Annotated in this window: 15 protein-coding genes and 1 pseudogene; 10 read left to right on the top strand and 6 right to left on the bottom strand. The window is 43.6% G+C overall.

Annotation, left to right across the window (positions count from 1 at the left end; genetic code table 11):
• Positions 1-49 precede the first annotated feature (49 nt).
• Complete coding sequence (locus tag ACXYMT_RS05335) at positions 50-3,508, bottom strand: two-component regulator propeller domain-containing protein (RefSeq protein ID WP_459058049.1); 3,459 nt, start codon at positions 3,506-3,508, stop codon at positions 50-52.
• Entirely contained in the window at positions 3,505-3,969 is a 465-nt protein-coding gene (locus ACXYMT_RS05330; RefSeq protein ID WP_459058048.1) for an ATP-binding protein, read from the bottom strand. The genes ACXYMT_RS05335 and ACXYMT_RS05330 overlap by 4 nt, the downstream gene beginning before the upstream one ends.
• Positions 3,970-4,306: 337 nt before the next feature.
• Here ACXYMT_RS05330 and ACXYMT_RS05325 point away from each other — a divergent pair, with 337 nt between their 5' ends.
• Together ACXYMT_RS05325 and ACXYMT_RS05320 are read left to right on the top strand one after the other, a co-directional pair.
• Positions 4,307-4,924, top strand: a complete 618-nt coding sequence (locus tag ACXYMT_RS05325) for a deoxynucleoside kinase (RefSeq protein WP_459058047.1) — start codon at positions 4,307-4,309, stop codon at positions 4,922-4,924.
• Positions 4,925-5,548: 624 nt separating this feature from the next.
• Complete coding sequence (locus ACXYMT_RS05320) at positions 5,549-6,199, top strand: sterol desaturase family protein (RefSeq protein ID WP_459058046.1); 651 nt, start codon at positions 5,549-5,551, stop codon at positions 6,197-6,199.
• Between the two features lie 366 nt (positions 6,200-6,565).
• Here the strand turns inward: ACXYMT_RS05320 and ACXYMT_RS05315 are convergent, their stop codons facing one another.
• The 4 genes from ACXYMT_RS05315 to ACXYMT_RS05300 all read right to left on the bottom strand — a co-directional run bounded on the left by ACXYMT_RS05315 (position 6,566) and on the right by ACXYMT_RS05300 (position 12,219).
• The gene (locus ACXYMT_RS05315) at positions 6,566-7,597 is read right to left on the bottom strand and encodes an App1 family protein (RefSeq protein ID WP_459058045.1); all 1,032 of its coding nucleotides are present in this window, start codon (positions 7,595-7,597) and stop codon (positions 6,566-6,568) included.
• A 114-nt stretch (positions 7,598-7,711) separates the two neighbouring features.
• Positions 7,712-10,078, bottom strand: a complete 2,367-nt coding sequence (locus tag ACXYMT_RS05310; protein WP_459058044.1) for a sodium-translocating pyrophosphatase — start codon at positions 10,076-10,078, stop codon at positions 7,712-7,714.
• Between the two features lie 290 nt (positions 10,079-10,368).
• Entirely contained in the window at positions 10,369-10,884 is a 516-nt protein-coding gene (locus ACXYMT_RS05305; protein ID WP_459058043.1) for an inorganic diphosphatase, read from the bottom strand.
• 345 nt (positions 10,885-11,229) lie between these two features.
• Entirely contained in the window at positions 11,230-12,219 is a 990-nt protein-coding gene (locus ACXYMT_RS05300) for a pyruvate dehydrogenase complex E1 component subunit beta (protein WP_459059149.1), read from the bottom strand.
• 157 nt (positions 12,220-12,376) lie between these two features.
• Here ACXYMT_RS05300 and ACXYMT_RS05295 point away from each other — a divergent pair, with 157 nt between their 5' ends.
• From ACXYMT_RS05295 to ACXYMT_RS05260, 8 genes and pseudogenes are all read left to right on the top strand, one after another.
• On the top strand, positions 12,377-13,123 hold the full coding sequence (locus ACXYMT_RS05295; RefSeq protein WP_459058042.1) for an electron transfer flavoprotein subunit beta/FixA family protein: 747 nt from the start codon (positions 12,377-12,379) through the stop codon (positions 13,121-13,123).
• Between the two features lie 117 nt (positions 13,124-13,240).
• The gene (locus tag ACXYMT_RS05290; protein WP_459058041.1) at positions 13,241-14,209 is read left to right on the top strand and encodes an electron transfer flavoprotein subunit alpha/FixB family protein; all 969 of its coding nucleotides are present in this window, start codon (positions 13,241-13,243) and stop codon (positions 14,207-14,209) included.
• 84 nt (positions 14,210-14,293) lie between these two features.
• The gene (locus ACXYMT_RS05285) at positions 14,294-14,917 is read left to right on the top strand and encodes a bifunctional nuclease family protein (protein WP_324721616.1); all 624 of its coding nucleotides are present in this window, start codon (positions 14,294-14,296) and stop codon (positions 14,915-14,917) included.
• A gap of 12 nt (positions 14,918-14,929) precedes the next feature.
• A pseudogene (locus ACXYMT_RS05280) lies at positions 14,930-16,642 on the top strand (nucleoside transporter C-terminal domain-containing protein).
• A gap of 261 nt (positions 16,643-16,903) precedes the next feature.
• Positions 16,904-17,728, top strand: coding sequence for a thymidylate synthase (locus tag ACXYMT_RS05275; RefSeq protein WP_459058040.1), 825 nt, complete (start codon positions 16,904-16,906; stop codon positions 17,726-17,728).
• Positions 17,729-17,748: 20 nt separating this feature from the next.
• A complete protein-coding gene (locus tag ACXYMT_RS05270; protein ID WP_459058039.1) occupies positions 17,749-18,123 on the top strand; it encodes an energy transducer TonB in 375 nt (124 codons plus the stop codon).
• A gap of 19 nt (positions 18,124-18,142) precedes the next feature.
• Positions 18,143-18,553 carry an energy transducer TonB gene (locus tag ACXYMT_RS05265; RefSeq protein ID WP_459058038.1) on the top strand — a complete coding sequence of 137 codons (411 nt, stop codon included), beginning with the start codon at positions 18,143-18,145 and terminating at the stop codon, positions 18,551-18,553.
• Positions 18,554-18,560: 7 nt separating this feature from the next.
• Positions 18,561-19,346, top strand: coding sequence for an energy transducer TonB (locus ACXYMT_RS05260; RefSeq protein ID WP_459058037.1), 786 nt, complete (start codon positions 18,561-18,563; stop codon positions 19,344-19,346).
• The last annotated feature ends 47 nt before the right edge of the window (positions 19,347-19,393 follow it).

Here is a 19,393-nt window from a genome sequence, read left to right as displayed (position 1 = left end):
GGCTGCTTATTTTGAAGAGAATAACAAAGTATCAAAATAACAGCTTTCTTCAGTGGACCGGTAATACGACGGTAAAAACTGTACCCTTGGGTGTGGAACTGAGCTTTAGCTTTCCGTCATGGGCTTTGATTATATCATAGCTCAGGCTTAAGCCTAATCCCGTTCCCTGTCCAGCAGGCTTGGTAGTGAAAAACGGCTGAAAAATCTGATCTTTGATTGAATCAGGAATGCCCGGGCCGTTGTCGGTAACTTTTATTTCAACAGAATTCTCTCGGTGTTTTGTCGTAACCATAACCCTCGGATTTTCAACTCCGTGAACAGCCTGGAAGGCGTTATTTATAAGGTTAAGGAACACCCTCCCAATATCCTGCGGCACGACTTTTATTGTGGGTAAATTAGGGTCCAGGTCCATGGAAAAATCTGCAGTAAAGGATTTATCTTTAGCTCTTAATCCATGGTAGCTAAGGCGCAAGTATTCATCGGCTAAAGCATTAACATCTGTAGCGACTTTTTCTCCGGAACTATTGCGGCTGTGTTCAAGCATTCCTTTTACAATAGCATCTGCCCTTTTCCCGTGATGGGCAATTTTAGTTTCATTAGCCTTTAAATCTCTAAGGATTTCGAGTACTACAGCCTCGTCTCTGGCATCGCTGCTCTTTTGTAATTCAGCTGAAATTTCCCCTATTAATTCAGAATTAAGATCGGAAAAGTTATTAACGAAGTTCAACGGATTCTGTATTTCATGGGCTATCCCGGCCGTAAGTTGCCCCAGGGAGGCGAGCTTTTCCTGCTGCACGACTTGTTCCTGTGCGGCTTTTAAATTTTCATGGGCTTTCCCCAGGTTTTTATAAGCAAGCTCAATTTCCTTAGCATGTTCCAGCTCTTTCCCCCGGGCAGCTTCTCGTTCTCTTCGCATAAGTCGTTTTCTCTGGAATCGATTAAAGGCAACAATTCCTAAAATGAACAACATCAAATAAAAGGAATACGCCCACCATGTTTTCCACCAGGGTGGCAGGATTGTGATTCCCATTGTGGCGCCTTCCATGTTCCAGACTCCAAAACTGTTGGCTCCCCGCACCTTGAAAGTGTAATCTCCTGGTGGAACATTGATGTAGGGAGATGTTTCCCCATCACGAATGTCATTACGCCATGCCCTGTCATAGCCTTCGAGCATAAACTGTAATTGAATGGATGAAGGATCATAGAAATCAAATAAGGTAACCGATAGCGCAAATAGATTCTGGTCGTGTGGCAATTCTATCGCTGCTGTTTGCCAGACCGGTTTCTCAAATAATTCATAAGCTGCAGATGGATTCTGATTGCCGAGCATCTGGAAGTCGGTTATCCGAATATCCGGAAGCCTGACATTCCTTTCTTGCAAAATCTGATTGGGGTAAAAAGCATGATACCCCCCTTTCCGGCTGAAAAACAGTTCCCCGTCGTCAGTAACAAATCCGCTGTTGAAATGATCAAAAGCATTTCGTACACCGCTGTTTGCATTATAAACTGACATTGTTTCGGAAACCGGATCAAACTTAATAATGGTATGCTGGTCACTTAACCAGAGTTTTCCATCGCCTGATTTTTTCAGAGATAAAAGATTGTTTGAAGGTAATAGACTATTATAGGAAGTAAAGGATTTTATTGTTCCGGTGGCAGGATCTAATTTTTGAAAACCGTTCAACCAATCAGTAAACCAAATGTTGCCATCATTGTTGTCAGTCAGATTCATTACCAGACCACGTTGTTTGCTGCCGGTGAAAAACCGCTCTATCTGTCCTGTCTTTGGGCTAATTCGATCTAAATATAATGGTTGGAGGAGGTCCCCATTTGGAGAACCTCCTCCAACCCAAATATTGCCCTTTTTATCTTCGTAAATGGATCCCACGTTGTTTCCACTTAGGCTATTTGGATCGTTGGGATCGTGGATGTAGTTCACGACTTCATCTGTGCTCGGATCATATTGAAAAAGACCATATTCCCAACTCCCAAACCAGAAATGGCCGGAGATGGAATGTAAAAAGGGTGCCCAAAGAGTTTGTAAAATATCATCTGGAATTCCCGGGGGTTTAAACACCTGGAAAACGGAAGTTTGCGGATTTCCCCGAAATTGGCCAAAGTCAGTTCCAGCCCAAATATATCCCTCCCTATCCAAGGTTAAGCCCAGTATTCGTGTAACCGGTTGTTGAGCATTGATGATGGTAATTATTGTTCTCGCCCCGGTATTGCGATCAATGCGTTCGATAAAAGCTCCCCGGGCTATCCAAATATGGCCCTCTTTATCTTTTAATATCCCACTGGAAGGTAATCTCAATTCATTCTCATCCATAGGAATTTCGGAAAAGGGAAAAAGGTTGTCAGACTTCTTGATTTTAAAAACTGTCCTACCCTCTCCACCGGTTGTGATCCAAAGTGTGCCGTCATTTGTTTGATATGTACTCCAAAGGAAGTCGGTGTCAAGTTCCCCTGTGCTGCTGTTTGTTGTAAAGTGCCCCACAGTTCCCGAAACCGGATCAAATAAATTTAGTCCGCCGGGAAAAGCGGTTATCCAGATCCTGCCTTCATCGTCCTCAAAAATTGAGGATATGTGAGTCCAGGTATCAGAGTCAACCGGAGTGGTTCCCGGTTGCCAGGGACCTGATAACTTAGCGGGGTTTGAAGGATCATGAGTTAGCCTTTTAAAGGAACCCTTGTCCCTGTTCATTAAGTGTAAGCCGTCACCAACAGTGCCAACCCAGAAGTTGCCCCGGCTGTCTTCCAGAATTGATCTGACTTTGTTATTTATAAGGCTAGTCGAATCTTTAGGGTCATGCAGGTACCGTGTAAAAGTTCCGTCTTCAGGATTAAATTTGTTTAATCCGCCTTCCCTGGATTCGGTATCCCAGGGAAAGCCTGTGCCAACCCAGAGGGTACCCGATTTATCGACATAAAGTGTCCTTACCCTATTGTGAGAGAGTGAATTTGGATCTTCGGGATCATGCCGCAAATGTTTGAACGTCCCGGTTTTAGGGTTATATCTTTCAAGCCCCGTTTCTCCTCCAATCCAGATAAACCCCTCGCGGTCCTCTACAACCGTACTGAATATACTACCGCTCAAAGATTCCGGGTCTTTTGGATCATGCTGGAATCTTGTAAAGACTCCACTTTCAATATCAAAAGAAGTCAAAGTTCCGGCCTGCCAGTGTGTTAGCCATAGTAAGCCACTGGAATCAAGAAAGACAGACTCGACATAATCCGCTGAGAGCGAATTGGGATTATTAATGTCGCTTCTATACGTAACAAAATTCTGTCCATCGTAGCGTAAAAGCCCTCCCTGTGTGGCAAACCAGAGAAAACCTGTATTATCCTGCACCATTCCCTGTACGCTGTTCACAAAAGGGTCCCCCGGCAGTTTAAAAACTTCAAACCGGGGGTTGAAGTCCAGCGAATCTTCGGCATCTATTTGCTGTGCAAAAAGTTGCATTTGTATGCACATCAAAAATGTAAAAGTCCTTACTAGTATTTTCATAATTCGCCGTTTGAAAGTGGTAATAGAACCCTAAGTATTGATCCTGTTCCCTCTGTTGTTTGCACCTTCAACTCCTCATGTACCTTCATAATTTCACACGTCAGGCTGATTTCTAATTCTTTTTTCTGAGCTGTTGATTTCGTGATAAAGAAGCTCCGGAAGATGCTATCCTCTGGTAAATATGGTTGGAACTTCGTGTCTTCTTGGGACCCGATCCATCTCAATTTCCTTTTATCAATTTCTGAATGCGCTGGATTAACAGTGACCAAAGGTCCTGACTTCTCCTTAACAGGTTTGGTTGGCTGAAGGGAATTGGACAGATCTCCCCAAATTGTAAATGGCGGTGGAGGAGTTCGAATCTCGGGAGGTAACTCGCTTTTACCCGACAAATCCTTGCCTCTTCTGCTAAATGATGCATAAGGAAGCAACGAAAATCCTATTTCAAAGACTGAAATTTTCATTGGCAGCAATTAATGAGAAAGACTAAAGGCCGGAGGAACTTCCTTAAAGATAATTCAATAAGTTGTAAATCAATAATTTAAGTTGCGCATGAACTTTTTTACTAATAGAAGAGCCAAATAGGATTTAGCCAATTGTCATGAGAGGACCGGGCACCAACGACAGGCTCGTATTCCTGAATTCGGCGCAGGAGAATAGCCGGTATAACTAATTACTAACTAACTACCAGAAAATCCATTTTAACTTCAACTGTTTTTCATTTCAAAAATGAATTCTCTTATATTTACCACGCGGGGAAATTTCCCCATTCCAAATTAACAGCCAAAATATTCACGGAACATGCATGTAGCCATTGCGGGAAACATAGGGGCGGGAAAAACGACCCTTACCAAATTACTAGCGAAACATTTTAACTGGGAACCACAATTTGAAGATGTACTCGAAAATCCATACCTCGAGGATTTCTACAACAAAATGGAACGCTGGTCATTTAACCTGCAGATCTATTTTTTAAACAGCCGCTTCCGTCAGATCCTGGACATCCGTGAAAGCGGAAAAGCTATTATCCAGGATCGCACTATTTACGAAGATGCTCACATTTTTGCACCTAACCTGCACGCGATGGGTCTTATGACAAACCGTGATTACGAAAACTACAAATCTCTTTTTGACCTGATGGAAAGCGTCGTGAAAGGTCCGGATCTCTTGATCTACCTGCGCAGCAGCATTCCAAACCTGGTCTCACAGATCCACAAACGCGGAAGGGACTACGAGAATTCTATTTCCATAGATTACCTTAGTCGACTTAACGAACGCTATGAAGCCTGGGTGCACAACTACAACAAAGGAAACCTGCTCATCATTGATGTGGACAACATCAACTTCGTTGATAATCCAGAGGATCTTGGGAACATTATCACCAGGGTGGATGGGGAGTTGAATGGACTTTTTAAATAAGTCTTTAGACGGTATACGGTAGTTTTGTTTGTAGTTGAGAGTTCGGAGTTCGGAGAAAGTTTTAAGATTCTTTGAATTAAGTGACAAAACCCTTTTTTATTGCAGGTTTCAGGTTGCACGTTTATCCTCTATTTTAAAAGGTCTTTGCGAAGGAGGGTTTTTAACCCGAATGAAGCAATCTCCTTCTCGGGAGCTATATTCTTACTTTTACTTCGAATTCAAATTCTGCTCCACCATAGTGAGATTGCTTTGCTCCTAAAAGTCGCTCGCAAAAACGGGTGCGACAACTTGCTCCCAAAAAGACATCTCCAGAGAGAGAAATAAAAAACTCCGGAGGGCCGAAACATCAATAGCCAGGGGTTTTAGCCCCGGGATTTATAAAGCAGGAACAAGAGCTCTGTAGGGCGACACAACGAGGACAAGGAAAAGCATAAACAACGAGATTGCCTGGACCGGTCTGCTCCCCTGCCTGCGGGCAGACAGGATAGGAATGACCGCTGTGAACTTCCCACAACACCTCTGCTAATTGAACATGGATCATTCATGAAAAACATGCTTGACTTTTGCAGTCAAGTGGTTTAACTTAGTAAGAAAAACTGAGCTATTCCTCTAAAGGTCAATGCTATGGAATCCCAAAAACTCAAAAGACCGAACCACAGAGGTTCTCCTCCACTATTCAAAAACCCCATTTTAGAGCGGCTTACACATACCCATATCTCTCTGCCACTGATCATCTTCTTCTCTATTGCTGCAGTACTCATCTACTACGGGATCTTTGAAAAAGGTTTTGAGGTTCCCGAAATGATCCTGTTGTTCCTTGGCGGACTCTTCTTTTTTACCCTCGTAGAATACCTGATGCATCGCTACCTCTACCACATCCCTGCCACTACCGAAAGGCGTAAGAAGATATCCTATACCATGCACGGGGTACATCACGATCACCCCAAGGACAAAACCCGGCTGGCCATGCCCCCGGTGCTGAGTTTGCTTATTGCGACTATTTTATTTATTCTTTATCGAGCTGTTCTGGGGGATCTTGTCTTCGGATTTCTCGCAGGATTTCTTGTTGGCTATGCGGGATATCTGGCTATTCATTACTCAGTACATGTCTTTAGAGTGCCAAACAACATCCTGAAGGTGCTTTGGCATCATCACGCCATTCATCACTACCGCGAGGATGATCGTGCCTTTGGGGTCTCTTCTCCTTTTTGGGACCATGTCTTTGGAACAATGCCGAGGAAGGCACCGGCTGAAAAGAAGGACGGCAGTCTTTAGACGGGAAACGGTAGATTTGTTCTAAGTTGAGAGTACAGGGTCAGGAGAATATTTTTTTGATTGAAGAGCCAAGAATCAAGAAACAAGACTTTTTTGAGGTGCAGATTCGAGCCTTTATTGTACCGTCTTTGCAAAGGAGCTTTTTAGCGACTGATACCTTCCGGCAGGCAGGCAATCTCCTGCTTCAGGAATTCTGTTCTGGCTTTGAGGTAGATGAATGATTATGCTTTTCAATGACGAGATTGCTGTGGTCGTCTCCCGGCTCCCTCGCAAAGATGTGCAACCCCCATCTGAAACTTCAAATTATAAATAGCAACACCTGGCAACCTGCAACAACCTTAAACCTTAATCCTTAAACCTTACCACTTAAATAAATCCATTCTCCCTTGCATGCTCTTCAGCTTGTTGGGAGGTTTCAACAAGGAGGACGGGAACGGTCTTAAAATTGTCGACTATGCTCCTCACTCTTTGCATTTGTCGGCGATGTTTTACGCTGCGTAGATAGATGGCAATGATGCGATCTGGATACTGGGCAGCGATCTCGGTGTAGATCGCGGGATCATGCTCTCCGCTATCGCCAATCAGGATGAAATTGAGGTGGGGATAAGTTTTTAGGATATTAATGATCTCTTTCTGCTTATGTGGCTTTTCAGGCTTTAGAGTTTTGTCAAAAGGGGTTCTAAAATGCCGTAGCAAAATTGGTCCTTTTGGAAAGTCATTGACCTGCAGGAACAGCTTAAGGTATTCATATAGATTCCACGGACTATTGCTCAAATAAATGATCGGGTTTTGTTCATTTCCTTTTTTTCCGGCGTGGAGATCACGGTAAAATTGTGGTGAACCTTCCAGGGAAATACGATTATGAGCGTTCTTAAAAAGGGAATTTTTGATGAGCCTCCATTTCAGAAAAGAAGTTACCCCGGTATGTAAGATCGTGTCGTCAATATCTGATATCACTCCGTAGCTGGCTTTAAGAGGCGGAATAAGCAATTCGGCTTCAAATTCATTCCCGTTTGAAATAATGCTGTTAGGCACTTCGTTTACAAAAGAGACTTTCAGCTTCACCCAGCCTCCATCATCAGCAAAATCTTTCAGGTTTAATGAAATTGTTTTGTCAAACAGGAAGTAGCCGTTCCTGTTCGTTTTCTCAGTTAGAACAGTACCATTTGGCAGTTCCAGCGCGATCACTGCATGGGCGATCTCATAACTATCAAACTGCTTATACGTGTTGGCAAGAGTTCTGAAAAATGACTGGTCCTCATGCATCTTCAGCTTATCATCATCAATAGCACGACCCAGCAGGTAAAGGTGACTGCCAGTGCCATAACTGCGGTAGGTTGCAAGTTTTACTTCAGGCTTGGCAGTAAGATGAGTCTTCAGCCGGGAAAAGAGCTTCATAAAAAGGGGTTTAAAAATGACATTTTTGACACCTCTTTCAAGTTACATCTAAAAATAAAAATCCCCTGCTGCTGCAGAGGATTTTAAAAAACTTTTAGGAAATTTCTTTCAGAATTACTCCTTTTGAGATACTGCTTCAGAAGTTTTCTTTGCATCGACAGCCTCCAATTCAGAAACTGTTTCAGCTATTTTTTCAGCAGCAACTAAAGCCTCGGTTTTATCAGCTGAAAGCTCAACCTCTGCTTCTGCCTTAGTTTCTTCCTGAAGAATAGTCACCTCATCAACCTCGGGAGTGTTGGCAACAGCCATATCCTGCCCAAGGATCGGAGCGATAACAAGTCCGATCAAACAGGTAAGCTTGATAAGAATATTCATCGAAGGCCCTGAAGTATCTTTAAATGGATCTCCAACAGTATCCCCGGTCACGGCAGCCTTATGGGCATCAGAACCTTTATAGGTCATCTCGCCGTTGATCATCACCCCGGCTTCAAAAGATTTTTTGGCATTATCCCAGGCACCACCGGCATTGTTCTGGAAGATCGCCCAAAGCACACCACTCACGGTCACCCCGGCCATATAACCTCCAAGCATCTCGGCTATAAGGCGGTTCTCATAACCAATAGCCATTGGCAGAAGCACGATAAGGATAGGGAAACCAATAGTAAGTAATCCCGGTAGAAGCATTTCGCGAAGGGCAGCTTTAGTCGAGATCTCCACACATTTGTCGTACTGCGGCTTTCCGGTTCCTTCCATGATTCCCGGAATTTCGCGGAACTGTCTACGCACCTCGTTCACCATTTCCATAGCTGCTTTTCCTACAGATTGCATTGCAAGGGCCGAGAAGACCACAGGGATCATTCCCCCAATGAAAAGCATCGCCAGTACAGGAGCTTTAAAGATGTTGATCCCGTCAATTCCTGTAAAGGTCACATAGGCTGCAAAAAGTGCCAGAGAAGTAAGCGCCGCAGATGCGATCGCAAAACCTTTACCTGTAGCGGCAGTAGTGTTTCCTACTGAATCAAGGATATCTGTTCTTTCCCTTACTTCGGAAGGCAGTTCGCTCATCTCAGCGATTCCACCTGCGTTATCGGCAATTGGACCAAATGCATCAATAGCCAGCTGCATTGCAGTGGTTGCCATCATAGCCGAAGCCGCGATCGCAACTCCGTAAAAACCTGCAAAAGCATAGGAAGCCCAGATCGCGAATGCGAAAAGAAGCACAGAATAGAAAGTAGAAAGCATTCCGGTAGCAAGACCGGCGATGATGTTTGTTCCGGCACCGGTGCTGGAATTTTGAACGATAGAAAGTACCGGCTTTTTACCAAGACCGGTATAGTATTCTGTAACAGCAGAGATCACTCCTCCCACTACAAGACCAACCAAGGTCGCGTAGAATACACGAAGGGAAGAAACAACCTGCACTCCTTCTCCAAAGAAGACCATTTTCATGCTGGAAGGTAACATCCAGGTCACAAGAAAATAGGAAGAGATCGCCACAAGAATAATTGAAACCCAGTTTCCTTTATTCAAAGCTGACTGAACTTCTGCTTCCTTAGCAGAATTACTGCTAATCTTCACCAACATAGTACCAATAATAGAGAAGATAATTCCGAAGCCGGCGATCGCCATTGGCAGAAGGATAGGGCCAATTCCGCTAAAGCCTTCTCCGATTATGTTTCCGCCCATGTCATTGATCACATAGTTCCCAAGGACCATGGCCGCAAGCACAGTAGCGACATAACTTCCAAAGAGGTCGGCACCCATCCCGGCAACGTCCCCTACGTTATCACCTACGTTATCGGCAATAGTAGCCGGGTTACGCGGATCATCTTCAGGAATACCGGCTTCCACTTTTCCAACAAGGTCGGCACCAACATCGGCAGCTTTAGTATAGATACCACCACCCACACGGGCGAAAAGCGCAATAGATTCAGCCCCAAGAGAGAAGCCTGCGAGAGTCTCCAGCACAATGGTCATTTGATGAACATTGGTCCATTCCCCGCCCATAAAAACGTGGAAGAATATGATAAAGAAAGTAGTCAAACCAAGTACGGCAAGACCTGCAACTCCAAGCCCCATTACAGTTCCACCTCCAAAAGACACTTTTAGTGCCTGCGGCAGACTTGTTCTGGCTGCCTGCGTTGTACGAACATTGGATTGGGTTGCAATACGCATCCCGATGTTGCCCGCAAAAGCCGAGAAGATAGCTCCGAATATAAAAGCTACAACGATAAGTATATGTGTGGTGGGAACGATAAAGGAGATCCCCGCCAGTAATATGCTGGCCACAATGACAAAAATGGTAAGGATCTTATACTCGGCATTGAGAAAGGCCAGAGCTCCTTCATAAATATGAGAGGAAATATCTTTCATTTTTCCATCTCCTGCATCCTGCTTTAAAACCCAGGAACGTTTTACCCACATAAAGATGAGTCCGATGATCGCCAAAACTACCGGCAACCAGATCATGTATTCTTCCATAATTTTTTGTTAAAATTAATTAGCGGCGCTAAAGTTAGCAAAAGAGGGGAAATTATAGCTTACCAAAAATGATGTTTATCAGTATCTACCTATAATTATTCTGGAATCCTCAGTCATAGCGCTACATGAACCGTCAAAAATGCATTTTTCGGAAGGAATTAATCCGAAAACCTTTTTTCTAATACCTTTTTGAGAGCTTACAAAGTTTACCGGGCTAACCAATTCTCTGCCAAACAGAAAGGGCAGCTGTTTTCCAACAGCTGCCCTTTTTCTTAAAAATTATCTGGATCTTACAGGATCGAGAAATTCCCTTTTTCACCATTACTGTCCTTATATCTTTGGATACAATCTTCAATAATAGTATTCGCTTCCTGCAGGTCGCCCCAACCTTCTACATCTACCTTCTTTTGTTCGAGGTCTTTATAAACCTGGAAGAAGTGCTCGATCTCCTTGATTAGGTGACCATTCACATCGCTCAGGTCATTAAGCCTGTTCCAGATAGGATCGGAAACCGGTACACAGATCACCTTTTCATCAGGTCCTTTCTCATCGGCCATGTGGAATACACCAATAGGCTTCACTTCCATCACACAACCGGGAAATGTTGGCTCGGTCACCAGCACCAGCACATCAAGGGGATCTCCGTCAAGAGCAAGGGTTTCAGGAATGAATCCGTAATCGGCAGGATACATCATGGAAGAAAAGATCATCCTGTCATAGCGGACTTTCTTAAGATCAAAGTCGTACTCATACTTATTACGGCTCCCTTTCGGGATCTCGATAAGAACGTCAAATGTTTTACTCATTATAATATTATGTTTTAATACTCTTTTTTGCTTAGGGGCGGCAAATATACTACTTCATTCGGTTTTAGGAAGAAACATTATTTTAAGAAGTTGCTCCGCTCAAAAAGTTTAGGTTTTTATTTAGAAAAATGAATTAGAAATTCTAAAAGGTCCTTTTAGTTCGCCACGAATACAATGTAATTTTCGCCCTCTCCCGGCACTCCTAAAAAAGTCCCGGCTCCTGGTTCTTGAGCGAAGCGGTCTTGTCAAAAGATACGCATGAACAATCGTTAAGTTGCTCTATCATCTAATTAAAAAAGCCTCCCAGAAAGGAGGCTCAAAAATGTCATTTTTGGAAGGTCTTATTTAGTCCTTATACATTACTTTCTTCACTGCTTTGATCACGTCATTGTGATTTGGCAACCACTCTTCCAGAAGTACCGGAGAGTACGGCGCCGGGGTATCGGCAGTGTTGATCTTTACAATAGGTGCATCGAGATAATCGAAAGCCTGGGACTGCACCTGGTAAGTGATCTCTGTTGCGACATTCCCAAATGGCCATGCTTCTTCAACAATAACCAACCTGTTGGTCTTCTTCACAGATTCAAGGATCGCCTCGTGGTCCATAGGACGAATAGTGCGAAGGTCGATGATCTCACAGGAAATTCCTTCTTTCTCTAATTCTTCAGCAGCCTTATAACAGATCTTGATGATCTTTCCGAAGGAAACAATAGTTACATCGCTACCTTCTCTCTTGATATCAGCTTTTCCAATAGGAAGTACATATTCTTCTTCAGGCACTTCTCCTTTATCCCCGTACATCTGCTCAGATTCCATGAAGATCACAGGATCGTCATCACGAATGGCGGCTTTTAAAAGACCTTTTGCGTCGTAAGGATTTGAAGGCACTATAACTTTTAGTCCGGGAGTGTTCGCGTACCAGCTTTCAAAAGCCTGCGAGTGGGTTGCGCCCAACTGACCTGCTGAAGCTGTTGGCCCGCGGAATACGATAGGAACGTTGAACTGCCCACCGCTCATTTGGCGCATTTTGGCAGCATTGTTTATGATCTGATCAATTCCCACCAGGGAAAAGTTGAAGGTCATGAATTCTATAATAGGGCGATTTCCGTTCATCGCGCTTCCAACGCCTATTCCGGAAAAACCTAATTCGGAGATCGGGGTGTCGATCACGCGATCTGGACCAAATTCGTCCAGCATCCCTTTTGATGCTTTATAAGCTCCATTATATTCAGCAACTTCTTCTCCCATGAGGTACACAGACTCATCTCTGCGCATCTCTTCACTCATGGCCTCTGCAATTGCTTCCCTGAACTGGATTGTCTTCATTACACGTATTTGATTAAAATTTTTCGAAACACAAAAATAGTAATTCAAATAAGGATTACCGACTACTTCAGGACAAAAATTTCTTATGCACGCACAGTATTTTTCCTCACTTTTTCCTTATCTTCGTAAACCATTTATAAACTTATTTTAAAAATTTCTGAGATATATGAAAATATTAGTGTGTATTAGTCACGTACCTGATACAACCTCCAAGATCAATTTTTCTGAAGGCGATACCAAATTCGACACCGCCGGGGTGCAGTTCGTGATCAATCCAAATGACGAATTTGGTCTTACCAGGGCCATGTGGTTCAAGGAAAAACAGGGCGCAACAGTAGATATCATAAATGTAGGCGGCGCCGAGACCGAACCTACTCTGAGAAAAGCACTGGCCATAGGCGCAGATACTGCAATTAGAGTAGATGCAAAACCTACAGACGGAATATATGTTGCGAAACAGATCGCAAAAGTTGCACAGGATGGCGGTTATGATCTTATCATCGCCGGCCGTGAATCTATTGACTACAATGGTGGAATGGTGCCTGGAATGGTTGCCGGACTAATAGGAGCTAATTTCATCAATACCTGCATAGGATTAGAAGTAGAAGGTGATAAGGCTACCGCAGTTCGCGAGATAGACGGAGGTAAGGAAACTTTAAAAGCCAGTCTTCCTCTAGTGGTTGGAGCTCAAAAAGGAATTGTACAGGAAAGTGACCTTCGTATTCCCAATATGCGCGGGATCATGCAGGCACGTAAAAAGCCGCTAAATGTAGTAGAACCTGTTGAAGCCGGAGCACATTCTGAAGCCGTGAAGTTCGAAAAGCCTCAACCTAAAGGAGATATCAAACTTATAGATCCCGATAATCTGGACGAGCTGGTGAATTTACTTCACAACGAAGCGAAGGTAATCTAGTTCAAGGTTTAAAGTTTAAGGTTCAAGGTTCCACTTTGGAAATTGGAAGTTGGAATTTGAAATTTAACCGAAGGTTTAATATTCAATAGTCAATATAAAATATTCAATAGATAAGATATGTCAGTTTTAGTATATACAGAATCAGAAGATGGAAAATTTAAGAAGACGGCCCTCGAGGTGGCTTCTTATGCAAAAGGAGTGGCCGACATGCTGGGGACAGATGTCACTGCCGTTTCTTTTAACGCACAAGGCGCCGGCGATCTCGGAACCTACGGGGTGAGCAAGTTGCTAAAGGTGAATGACAGTAAGCTCGAAAAGTTCAACGCAAAGGCCTACGCCGATGCCATCAAGCAGGCTGCTGAAAAAGAAGGTTCAAAAGTGATCATCCTTAGCCAAAGCGCCAACTCAAAATATTTAGCACCCTTACTTGCCGTGCAACTGGAAGCAGGTTATGCTTCAAACGTGGTGGCTCTTCCTGAAGGAACAGAGCCGCTTGAAGTAAAAAGGACTGCCTTTACCAATAAAGCATTCAGCTTCACAAAACTTTCTACAGATGTTAAGATCATTGGTCTTTCTAAGAACGCATTCGGATTAAAGGAAAGTTCTGCAGAAACAAGTGAAGAAGATTTCTCTCCTACTCTTTCTGAAGGAGATTTTTCTGTTGATGTAGTTTCAGTAGATAAAGCAGCCGATAAGGTGACCATTGCCGATGCTGAGATCGTAGTAAGTGGTGGCCGCGGAATGAAGGGACCCGAGAACTGGGGAATGCTTGAAGATCTTGCAGAAACCCTGGGAGCAGCAACAGCCTGTTCAAAGCCGGTTAGCGACATGGGATGGAGACCGCACAGCGAACACGTGGGACAAACCGGTAAACCGGTTGCTGCCAATCTTTATATCGCAGTAGGTATTTCGGGAGCTATTCAGCATCTTGCAGGAGTAAGCGCATCAAAAACAAAGGTGGTGATCAATAATGATCCCGAAGCTCCTTTCTTTAAGGCAGCCGACTACGGAGTGGTAGGAGATGCCTTTGAAATAGTACCAAAGCTCACCGAAAAATTAAAGGAATTTAAGGCTAATAACTCATAATTTTTTTAACTTGCGTGCCGTTAAAAGGGCTGTCTGAATTTGGTATTTTGCCCATTTAGACAGCTTTTTTTGTATTTTTGAAGTATGAGTTTAGTGCGCCTTAACATCAAGGGAATTTCTTACAGCCAAACACAGAACGGGGCATATGCTTTAATCCTGAGCGAGGTAGAAGGAGAACGCAAACTCCCTATTGTCATTGGAGCCTTTGAAGCCCAGTCTATTGCCATAGCTCTTGAAAAAGAGATAAAACCTCCCAGACCTCTCACCCACGACCTCTTTAAGAATTTTGCCGATCGCTTTGAGATCGTTGTAAAGCAGGTGATCATCCATAAATTGGTGGACGGGGTTTTCTATTCCAGTCTTATATGTGAGCGGGATAAGATCGAGGAGATCATAGACGCCAGGACCAGCGATGCCATTGCGCTCGCTTTAAGATTCCAGGCACCAATTTTTACTTATAAGAATATCCTGGACAAAGCCGGTATTTATCTCAAAGGTGATGCTGCCAAAGAAGCTGAAGAAGAGAAAGAAAAAGAAGACATTATTGTCGATGAATTGTTCTCCAAAGAAGTAGAAATTAAATCTGACCAACCCGACTATAAAAAGCTTTCCTTAAACGAACTTAATAACATGTTAGATCAGGCCGTAAAAAATGAAGATTACGAAAAAGCGGCCCGCCTGCGAGATGAGATCTCAAAGCGAAAATAATTCCCCCCTGGTATGAATAAAATCTGGTGCTGCCTGTTCCTGATCTTCTTCGGAATATCCCCCCTTTTTGCCCAATCCATTTCTAAAACCTGGGATTTTGAAGCCGTAGAAGGCAACTCTCAAAATACCCTTTTTGAGATCTCTCCCGGAAATGATTACCTCAAACTAGACAACGGCGACTTTGAACTCGCCCTCACCAATGAGGAAATACCTGGCGCTTCCGGGAATTACGTATATCAAAACGAGGTGCTGGTGTTGTTTTTCGATACACCCGGAGACAGTATTCAGAACTTTAGGGTCAACACCCTTACAGATTCGACTCTTGTACTAAGTGCAAGAGACGTCACTTACTCCTTACGGGAAGTGCCTCAAACCATAGAAGAAGTACTGCCGGTAGAAACAGCCAAGACCGTCGTCCCCAATCAAGGCTTCACTTTTACAAGTTTCTGGAGAGGAGCACTGGGAATGACCTCTCTAATTATGCTCGCTTTTGTTTTTAGCAGCAATCGCAGGGCGATCAACTGGAAAACGATAATAGTAGGACTATCAGCACAACTGTTGCTGGCTATAGGGGTCCTAAAAGTGGAAATAATTCAGGATATTTTTGAATTCGTAGGTGGTATCTTCGTCCTCATCCTCGACTTTACAGCGGCCGGTAGTGAGTTCCTGCTTGGAGGCCTAATGAACGTGGAGAGCTATGGGTTCATCTTCCTCTTTCAGGTTTTACCTACGATTATCTTCTTCTCGGCACTTACCTCTGTACTGTTCTATCTGGGAGTGATCTAGGTAATTGTAAAGGGAATGGCTTGGGTACTCACAAAACTAATGGGCATTTCGGGACCTGAGAGTTTAAGTGTGGCCGGAAACATCTTTTTAGGTCAGACAGAAGCGCCGCTTATGATCAAGGCATACCTTGAGAGAATGACCAGATCGGAGATCCTGCTGGTGATGATTGGCGGGATGGCGACCGTGGCAGGAGGAGTTCTCGCTGCCTACATTGGCTTTTTAGGTGGAGACGATCCTGCCTTGAGACTGGAATTCGCAAAGCACCTTTTAGCCGCCTCTGTAATGGCAGCGCCCGGAGCAATTGTAGTTTCGAAGATCCTTTATCCGCAGCAACAGGAGTTTGACAAGAACGTCGAAGTTTCTTCGGAAAAGATAGGGTCCAATCTACTTGATGCCATTGCCAATGGTACTACAGAAGGTCTTAAACTTGCAGCCAATGTTGCTGCCATGCTACTGGTGTTCATCGCTTTTATTGCCCTTATCAATTACGTGTTGGGTTGGTTTGGGGATCTGACCACCCTTAATGCTGTGATGGCTGAAAATACTCCATACGCAAGACTTTCTCTGGAATCGTTACTCGGGCTGATTTTTGCTCCATTAATGTGGCTGATAGGAGTAGCTACCGAAGATATGATGCTTATGGGGCAGCTGCTTGGGATCAAACTTGCAGCCAGCGAATTTGTAGGGTACATTCAGTTAGCCGAACTTAAGAATCCGGTGAACGCGCTAAGTCTTACCTATGAAAAATCGATCATTATGGCTACCTATATGCTTTGTGGATTTGCAAATTTTGCTTCCATAGGAATCCAGATCGGCGGCATTGGTTCCCTTGCTCCGGGACAGCGTAAGAACCTGTCGGAATTTGGAATGAAAGCCCTTATAGGTGGTACTATAGCTTCCCTGCTTTCGGCTACAATTGCCGGGATGATCATTGGTTAATAAGTACTTTAAAACTCCTTTTCTCAATTAACTTTTTAATTCCGGGTAGTTTCCTATTTTAGCTGAAATTGATCCGGAATTTGTCATTTTTGACCTGACCTGCAAGGGTTTAAAAACCTTGTAGGTCTGAAGCAGTTATTTCTAGACCTACTATTTTTAAAAAAATCCTTGTAGGTCTGAAGGAACATCTAGTCGGAAAGATTATATTATAAGACCTACCAGGTTAAAAATAAACCTTGCAGGTCTTTTTAAACTAATACTATGAAGCAGTACCACGACCTTATAAAACATGTTCTGGAGAACGGAAACGAAAAAGGAGATCGCACGGGAACAGGCACCAAAAGTGTCTTTGGATATCAAATGAGGTTCGACCTAAGCGAAGGCTTCCCAATGGTCACCACGAAAAAGCTCCACCTCAAATCAATAGTTTACGAACTGTTGTGGTTCCTCAATGGGGACACCAATGTTAAGTATCTTCAAGAGAATGGGGTGCGCATCTGGAACGAGTGGGCAGATGAGAACGGAGATCTGGGTCCGGTTTACGGTCATCAATGGCGCAACTGGAACAGCGAAGATATTGACCAGATCAAAGAAGTGGTGGATACCTTAAAGAAAAATCCCAACAGTCGCCGAATGCTGGTGACTGCGTGGAATCCTTCTGTACTACCAGATACTTCAAGATCTTTTTCAGAAAATGTGGCTAATGGCAAAGCAGCGCTTCCGCCCTGCCACGCATTCTTTCAGTTCTATGTAGCCGACGGAAAACTGTCCTGTCAACTTTACCAGCGCAGCGCCGACATCTTCCTTGGAGTACCCTTCAATATTGCCTCCTATGCCCTTCTCACTATGATGATCGCACAGGTATGTGGTTATGAAGCAGGTGACTTTATTCACACTTTTGGAGATGCACATATATACAACAACCATTTAGAGCAGGTAAACCTGCAACTGTCGCGGGACTTTAGACCATTACCAACCATGAAGCTAAACCCCGAAGTGAAAAATATTTTTGATTTTAAGTTTGAAGATTTTAAATTGGAAAATTATGATCCGCATCCTGCCATAAAAGGCCAGGTAGCGGTTTAATTTTTAAATTTTTTAGCAGTATGAAAAAGTTCTTAGTTATTACATGTTTTTTCTTTGGAGGAATAGCAGTTTCCCAGGCACAGCAAACCTCTCCGGTTTGGCCCGGTTGTGAAGACGCCGAAGATAAATCTGAATGTTTTAACGAAAAACTGAATGCCCACGTTAGGGAACATTATGAGTACCCTATGAAAGACAACGAGTACATTCGCGGACAGGTGAAGGTATCTTTTGATGTCAACGAAAAGGGTGAAGTTGTGGTGAAATCGGTTGAAGGATCAGAGCCACTGGTGAATGAAGCAGCACGCGAAATGCTGGAAAAGATCCCTGATATGAAGCCGGGAACCCTCAACGGAGAACCGGACTCCAGAAACTTTACGACCACCTACCGTTTTTAATTTTTAAAAACCCCAGATCATGAAAAAACTACTGTTAGTGCTTTTCCTTTTTTCCGCAGGTACAATCTTTGCGCAGGAGGGAGTGAAAGTTTCCAAAAATACACTTACAACCAAAGAGACGCCGCCAATATGGCCCGGTTGTGAATCTGCTCAAAACTCTAAAGCCTGTTTTAAGGAGAAGCTTACCGGGCATCTCAAGGCGAATTACAAATTCCCTAAGGATGCAAGTGGAAACTACATTAGAGGAAAAGCAGTAGTTTCTTTTGTGATAAACAAAGAAGGAAAGCCGGTGGTAACTGATGTTGAGGGACCAAAAAAGGAATTAAATGAGGAGGCTAAAAGAATAATTCTTGCCATTCCCCAGATGACTCCGGGTCAATTGGCGGGCAAACCTACAGAGGTGAGCTATAAAGTGCCTTTCACCTTTTAGATCATTGATGTTGAAAAATTACATCTGTTTCCTGTTCCTGATTCTTTTTACTTCGGAAGCTTTTCCTCAGCAGGAAGAGGAATCTGCAGCTTTTGTTCCTTTAATACAGGCTGAGGAGCCTCCCTATAATTCCGGTTGTTCCGAAAGATCTGCTGCTTGTACTGCAGCTATTATCGAAAAATATTTGCTGCAGCACATACCAGGAGTTGGTCCTTTGGCAGCCGCCGGAATTGAGAAGATTGAAATGCCGGTGAGGGTTATTATTGATACTTCAGGCAAAGTAAGCTGGACCTCTGTAAAGGGAATTCCCGAAGAAGCTGCAAAACTATTATCCGATCGTTTAAGGGACATGCCTCCATTTTTTCCGGGCGAACACGAGGGCAAAAAAGCAAATATAATTGTTGATCTTAAAATGCCACTTTACCTGTCCAATTCTCAAAAATCATTTTCCGAGGTGATCTTATCTGAAAATGCAGAGCAGAAACCCGTCTGGAAAACTTGCCGAAAGACTAAAGAAAGGGACATTTGCAGCACTACTTCCATAAATGACTGGATGAATAGGAATGTAAGAACTTCAGCTCGTAAAGAACCGGGAAGCTATTCCCTTACTGCGGCCTTTGTGGTGGGAGTAGATGGAAAGGTAGGACAAATAGTAGTGTACGGGGGCGGAGATCAATTCGCCGGGGAAGTAATAAAGCAACTTCAAAAAATGCCGGCCTTTGAACCGGGTGCAGAAGATGGGGAGCCTGTTGCAGTAAGTTTTTTACTCCCAATGTCCTTCAGCCGTTTCTAAGGGATTGTTAGTATTCCTTTAACTAAAAGAAGGCTTTTAAATTTTAA

This window comes from Salinimicrobium sp. CAU 1759 (assembly GCF_054482715.1).
This window is presented reverse-complemented; position numbering and strand designations above follow the sequence as displayed.

Bases quoted from the DNA above. Each gene is read 5' to 3' on its own strand.
- ACXYMT_RS05335 (WP_459058049.1), bottom strand. From the start codon at position 3,508: ATGAAAATACTAGTAAGGACTTTTACATTTTTGATGTGCATACAAATG.
- ACXYMT_RS05330 (WP_459058048.1), bottom strand. From the start codon at position 3,969: ATGAAAATTTCAGTCTTTGAAATAGGATTTTCGTTGCTTCCTTATGCA.
- ACXYMT_RS05325 (WP_459058047.1), top strand. From the start codon at position 4,307: ATGCATGTAGCCATTGCGGGAAACATAGGGGCGGGAAAAACGACCCTT.
- ACXYMT_RS05320 (WP_459058046.1), top strand. From the start codon at position 5,549: ATGGAATCCCAAAAACTCAAAAGACCGAACCACAGAGGTTCTCCTCCA.
- ACXYMT_RS05315 (WP_459058045.1), bottom strand. From the start codon at position 7,597: ATGAAGCTCTTTTCCCGGCTGAAGACTCATCTTACTGCCAAGCCTGAA.
- ACXYMT_RS05310 (WP_459058044.1), bottom strand. From the start codon at position 10,078: ATGGAAGAATACATGATCTGGTTGCCGGTAGTTTTGGCGATCATCGGA.
- ACXYMT_RS05305 (WP_459058043.1), bottom strand. From the start codon at position 10,884: ATGAGTAAAACATTTGACGTTCTTATCGAGATCCCGAAAGGGAGCCGT.
- ACXYMT_RS05295 (WP_459058042.1), top strand. From the start codon at position 12,377: ATGAAAATATTAGTGTGTATTAGTCACGTACCTGATACAACCTCCAAG.
- ACXYMT_RS05290 (WP_459058041.1), top strand. From the start codon at position 13,241: ATGTCAGTTTTAGTATATACAGAATCAGAAGATGGAAAATTTAAGAAG.
- ACXYMT_RS05285 (WP_324721616.1), top strand. From the start codon at position 14,294: ATGAGTTTAGTGCGCCTTAACATCAAGGGAATTTCTTACAGCCAAACA.
- ACXYMT_RS05275 (WP_459058040.1), top strand. From the start codon at position 16,904: ATGAAGCAGTACCACGACCTTATAAAACATGTTCTGGAGAACGGAAAC.
- ACXYMT_RS05270 (WP_459058039.1), top strand. From the start codon at position 17,749: ATGAAAAAGTTCTTAGTTATTACATGTTTTTTCTTTGGAGGAATAGCA.
- ACXYMT_RS05265 (WP_459058038.1), top strand. From the start codon at position 18,143: ATGAAAAAACTACTGTTAGTGCTTTTCCTTTTTTCCGCAGGTACAATC.
- ACXYMT_RS05260 (WP_459058037.1), top strand. From the start codon at position 18,561: ATGTTGAAAAATTACATCTGTTTCCTGTTCCTGATTCTTTTTACTTCG.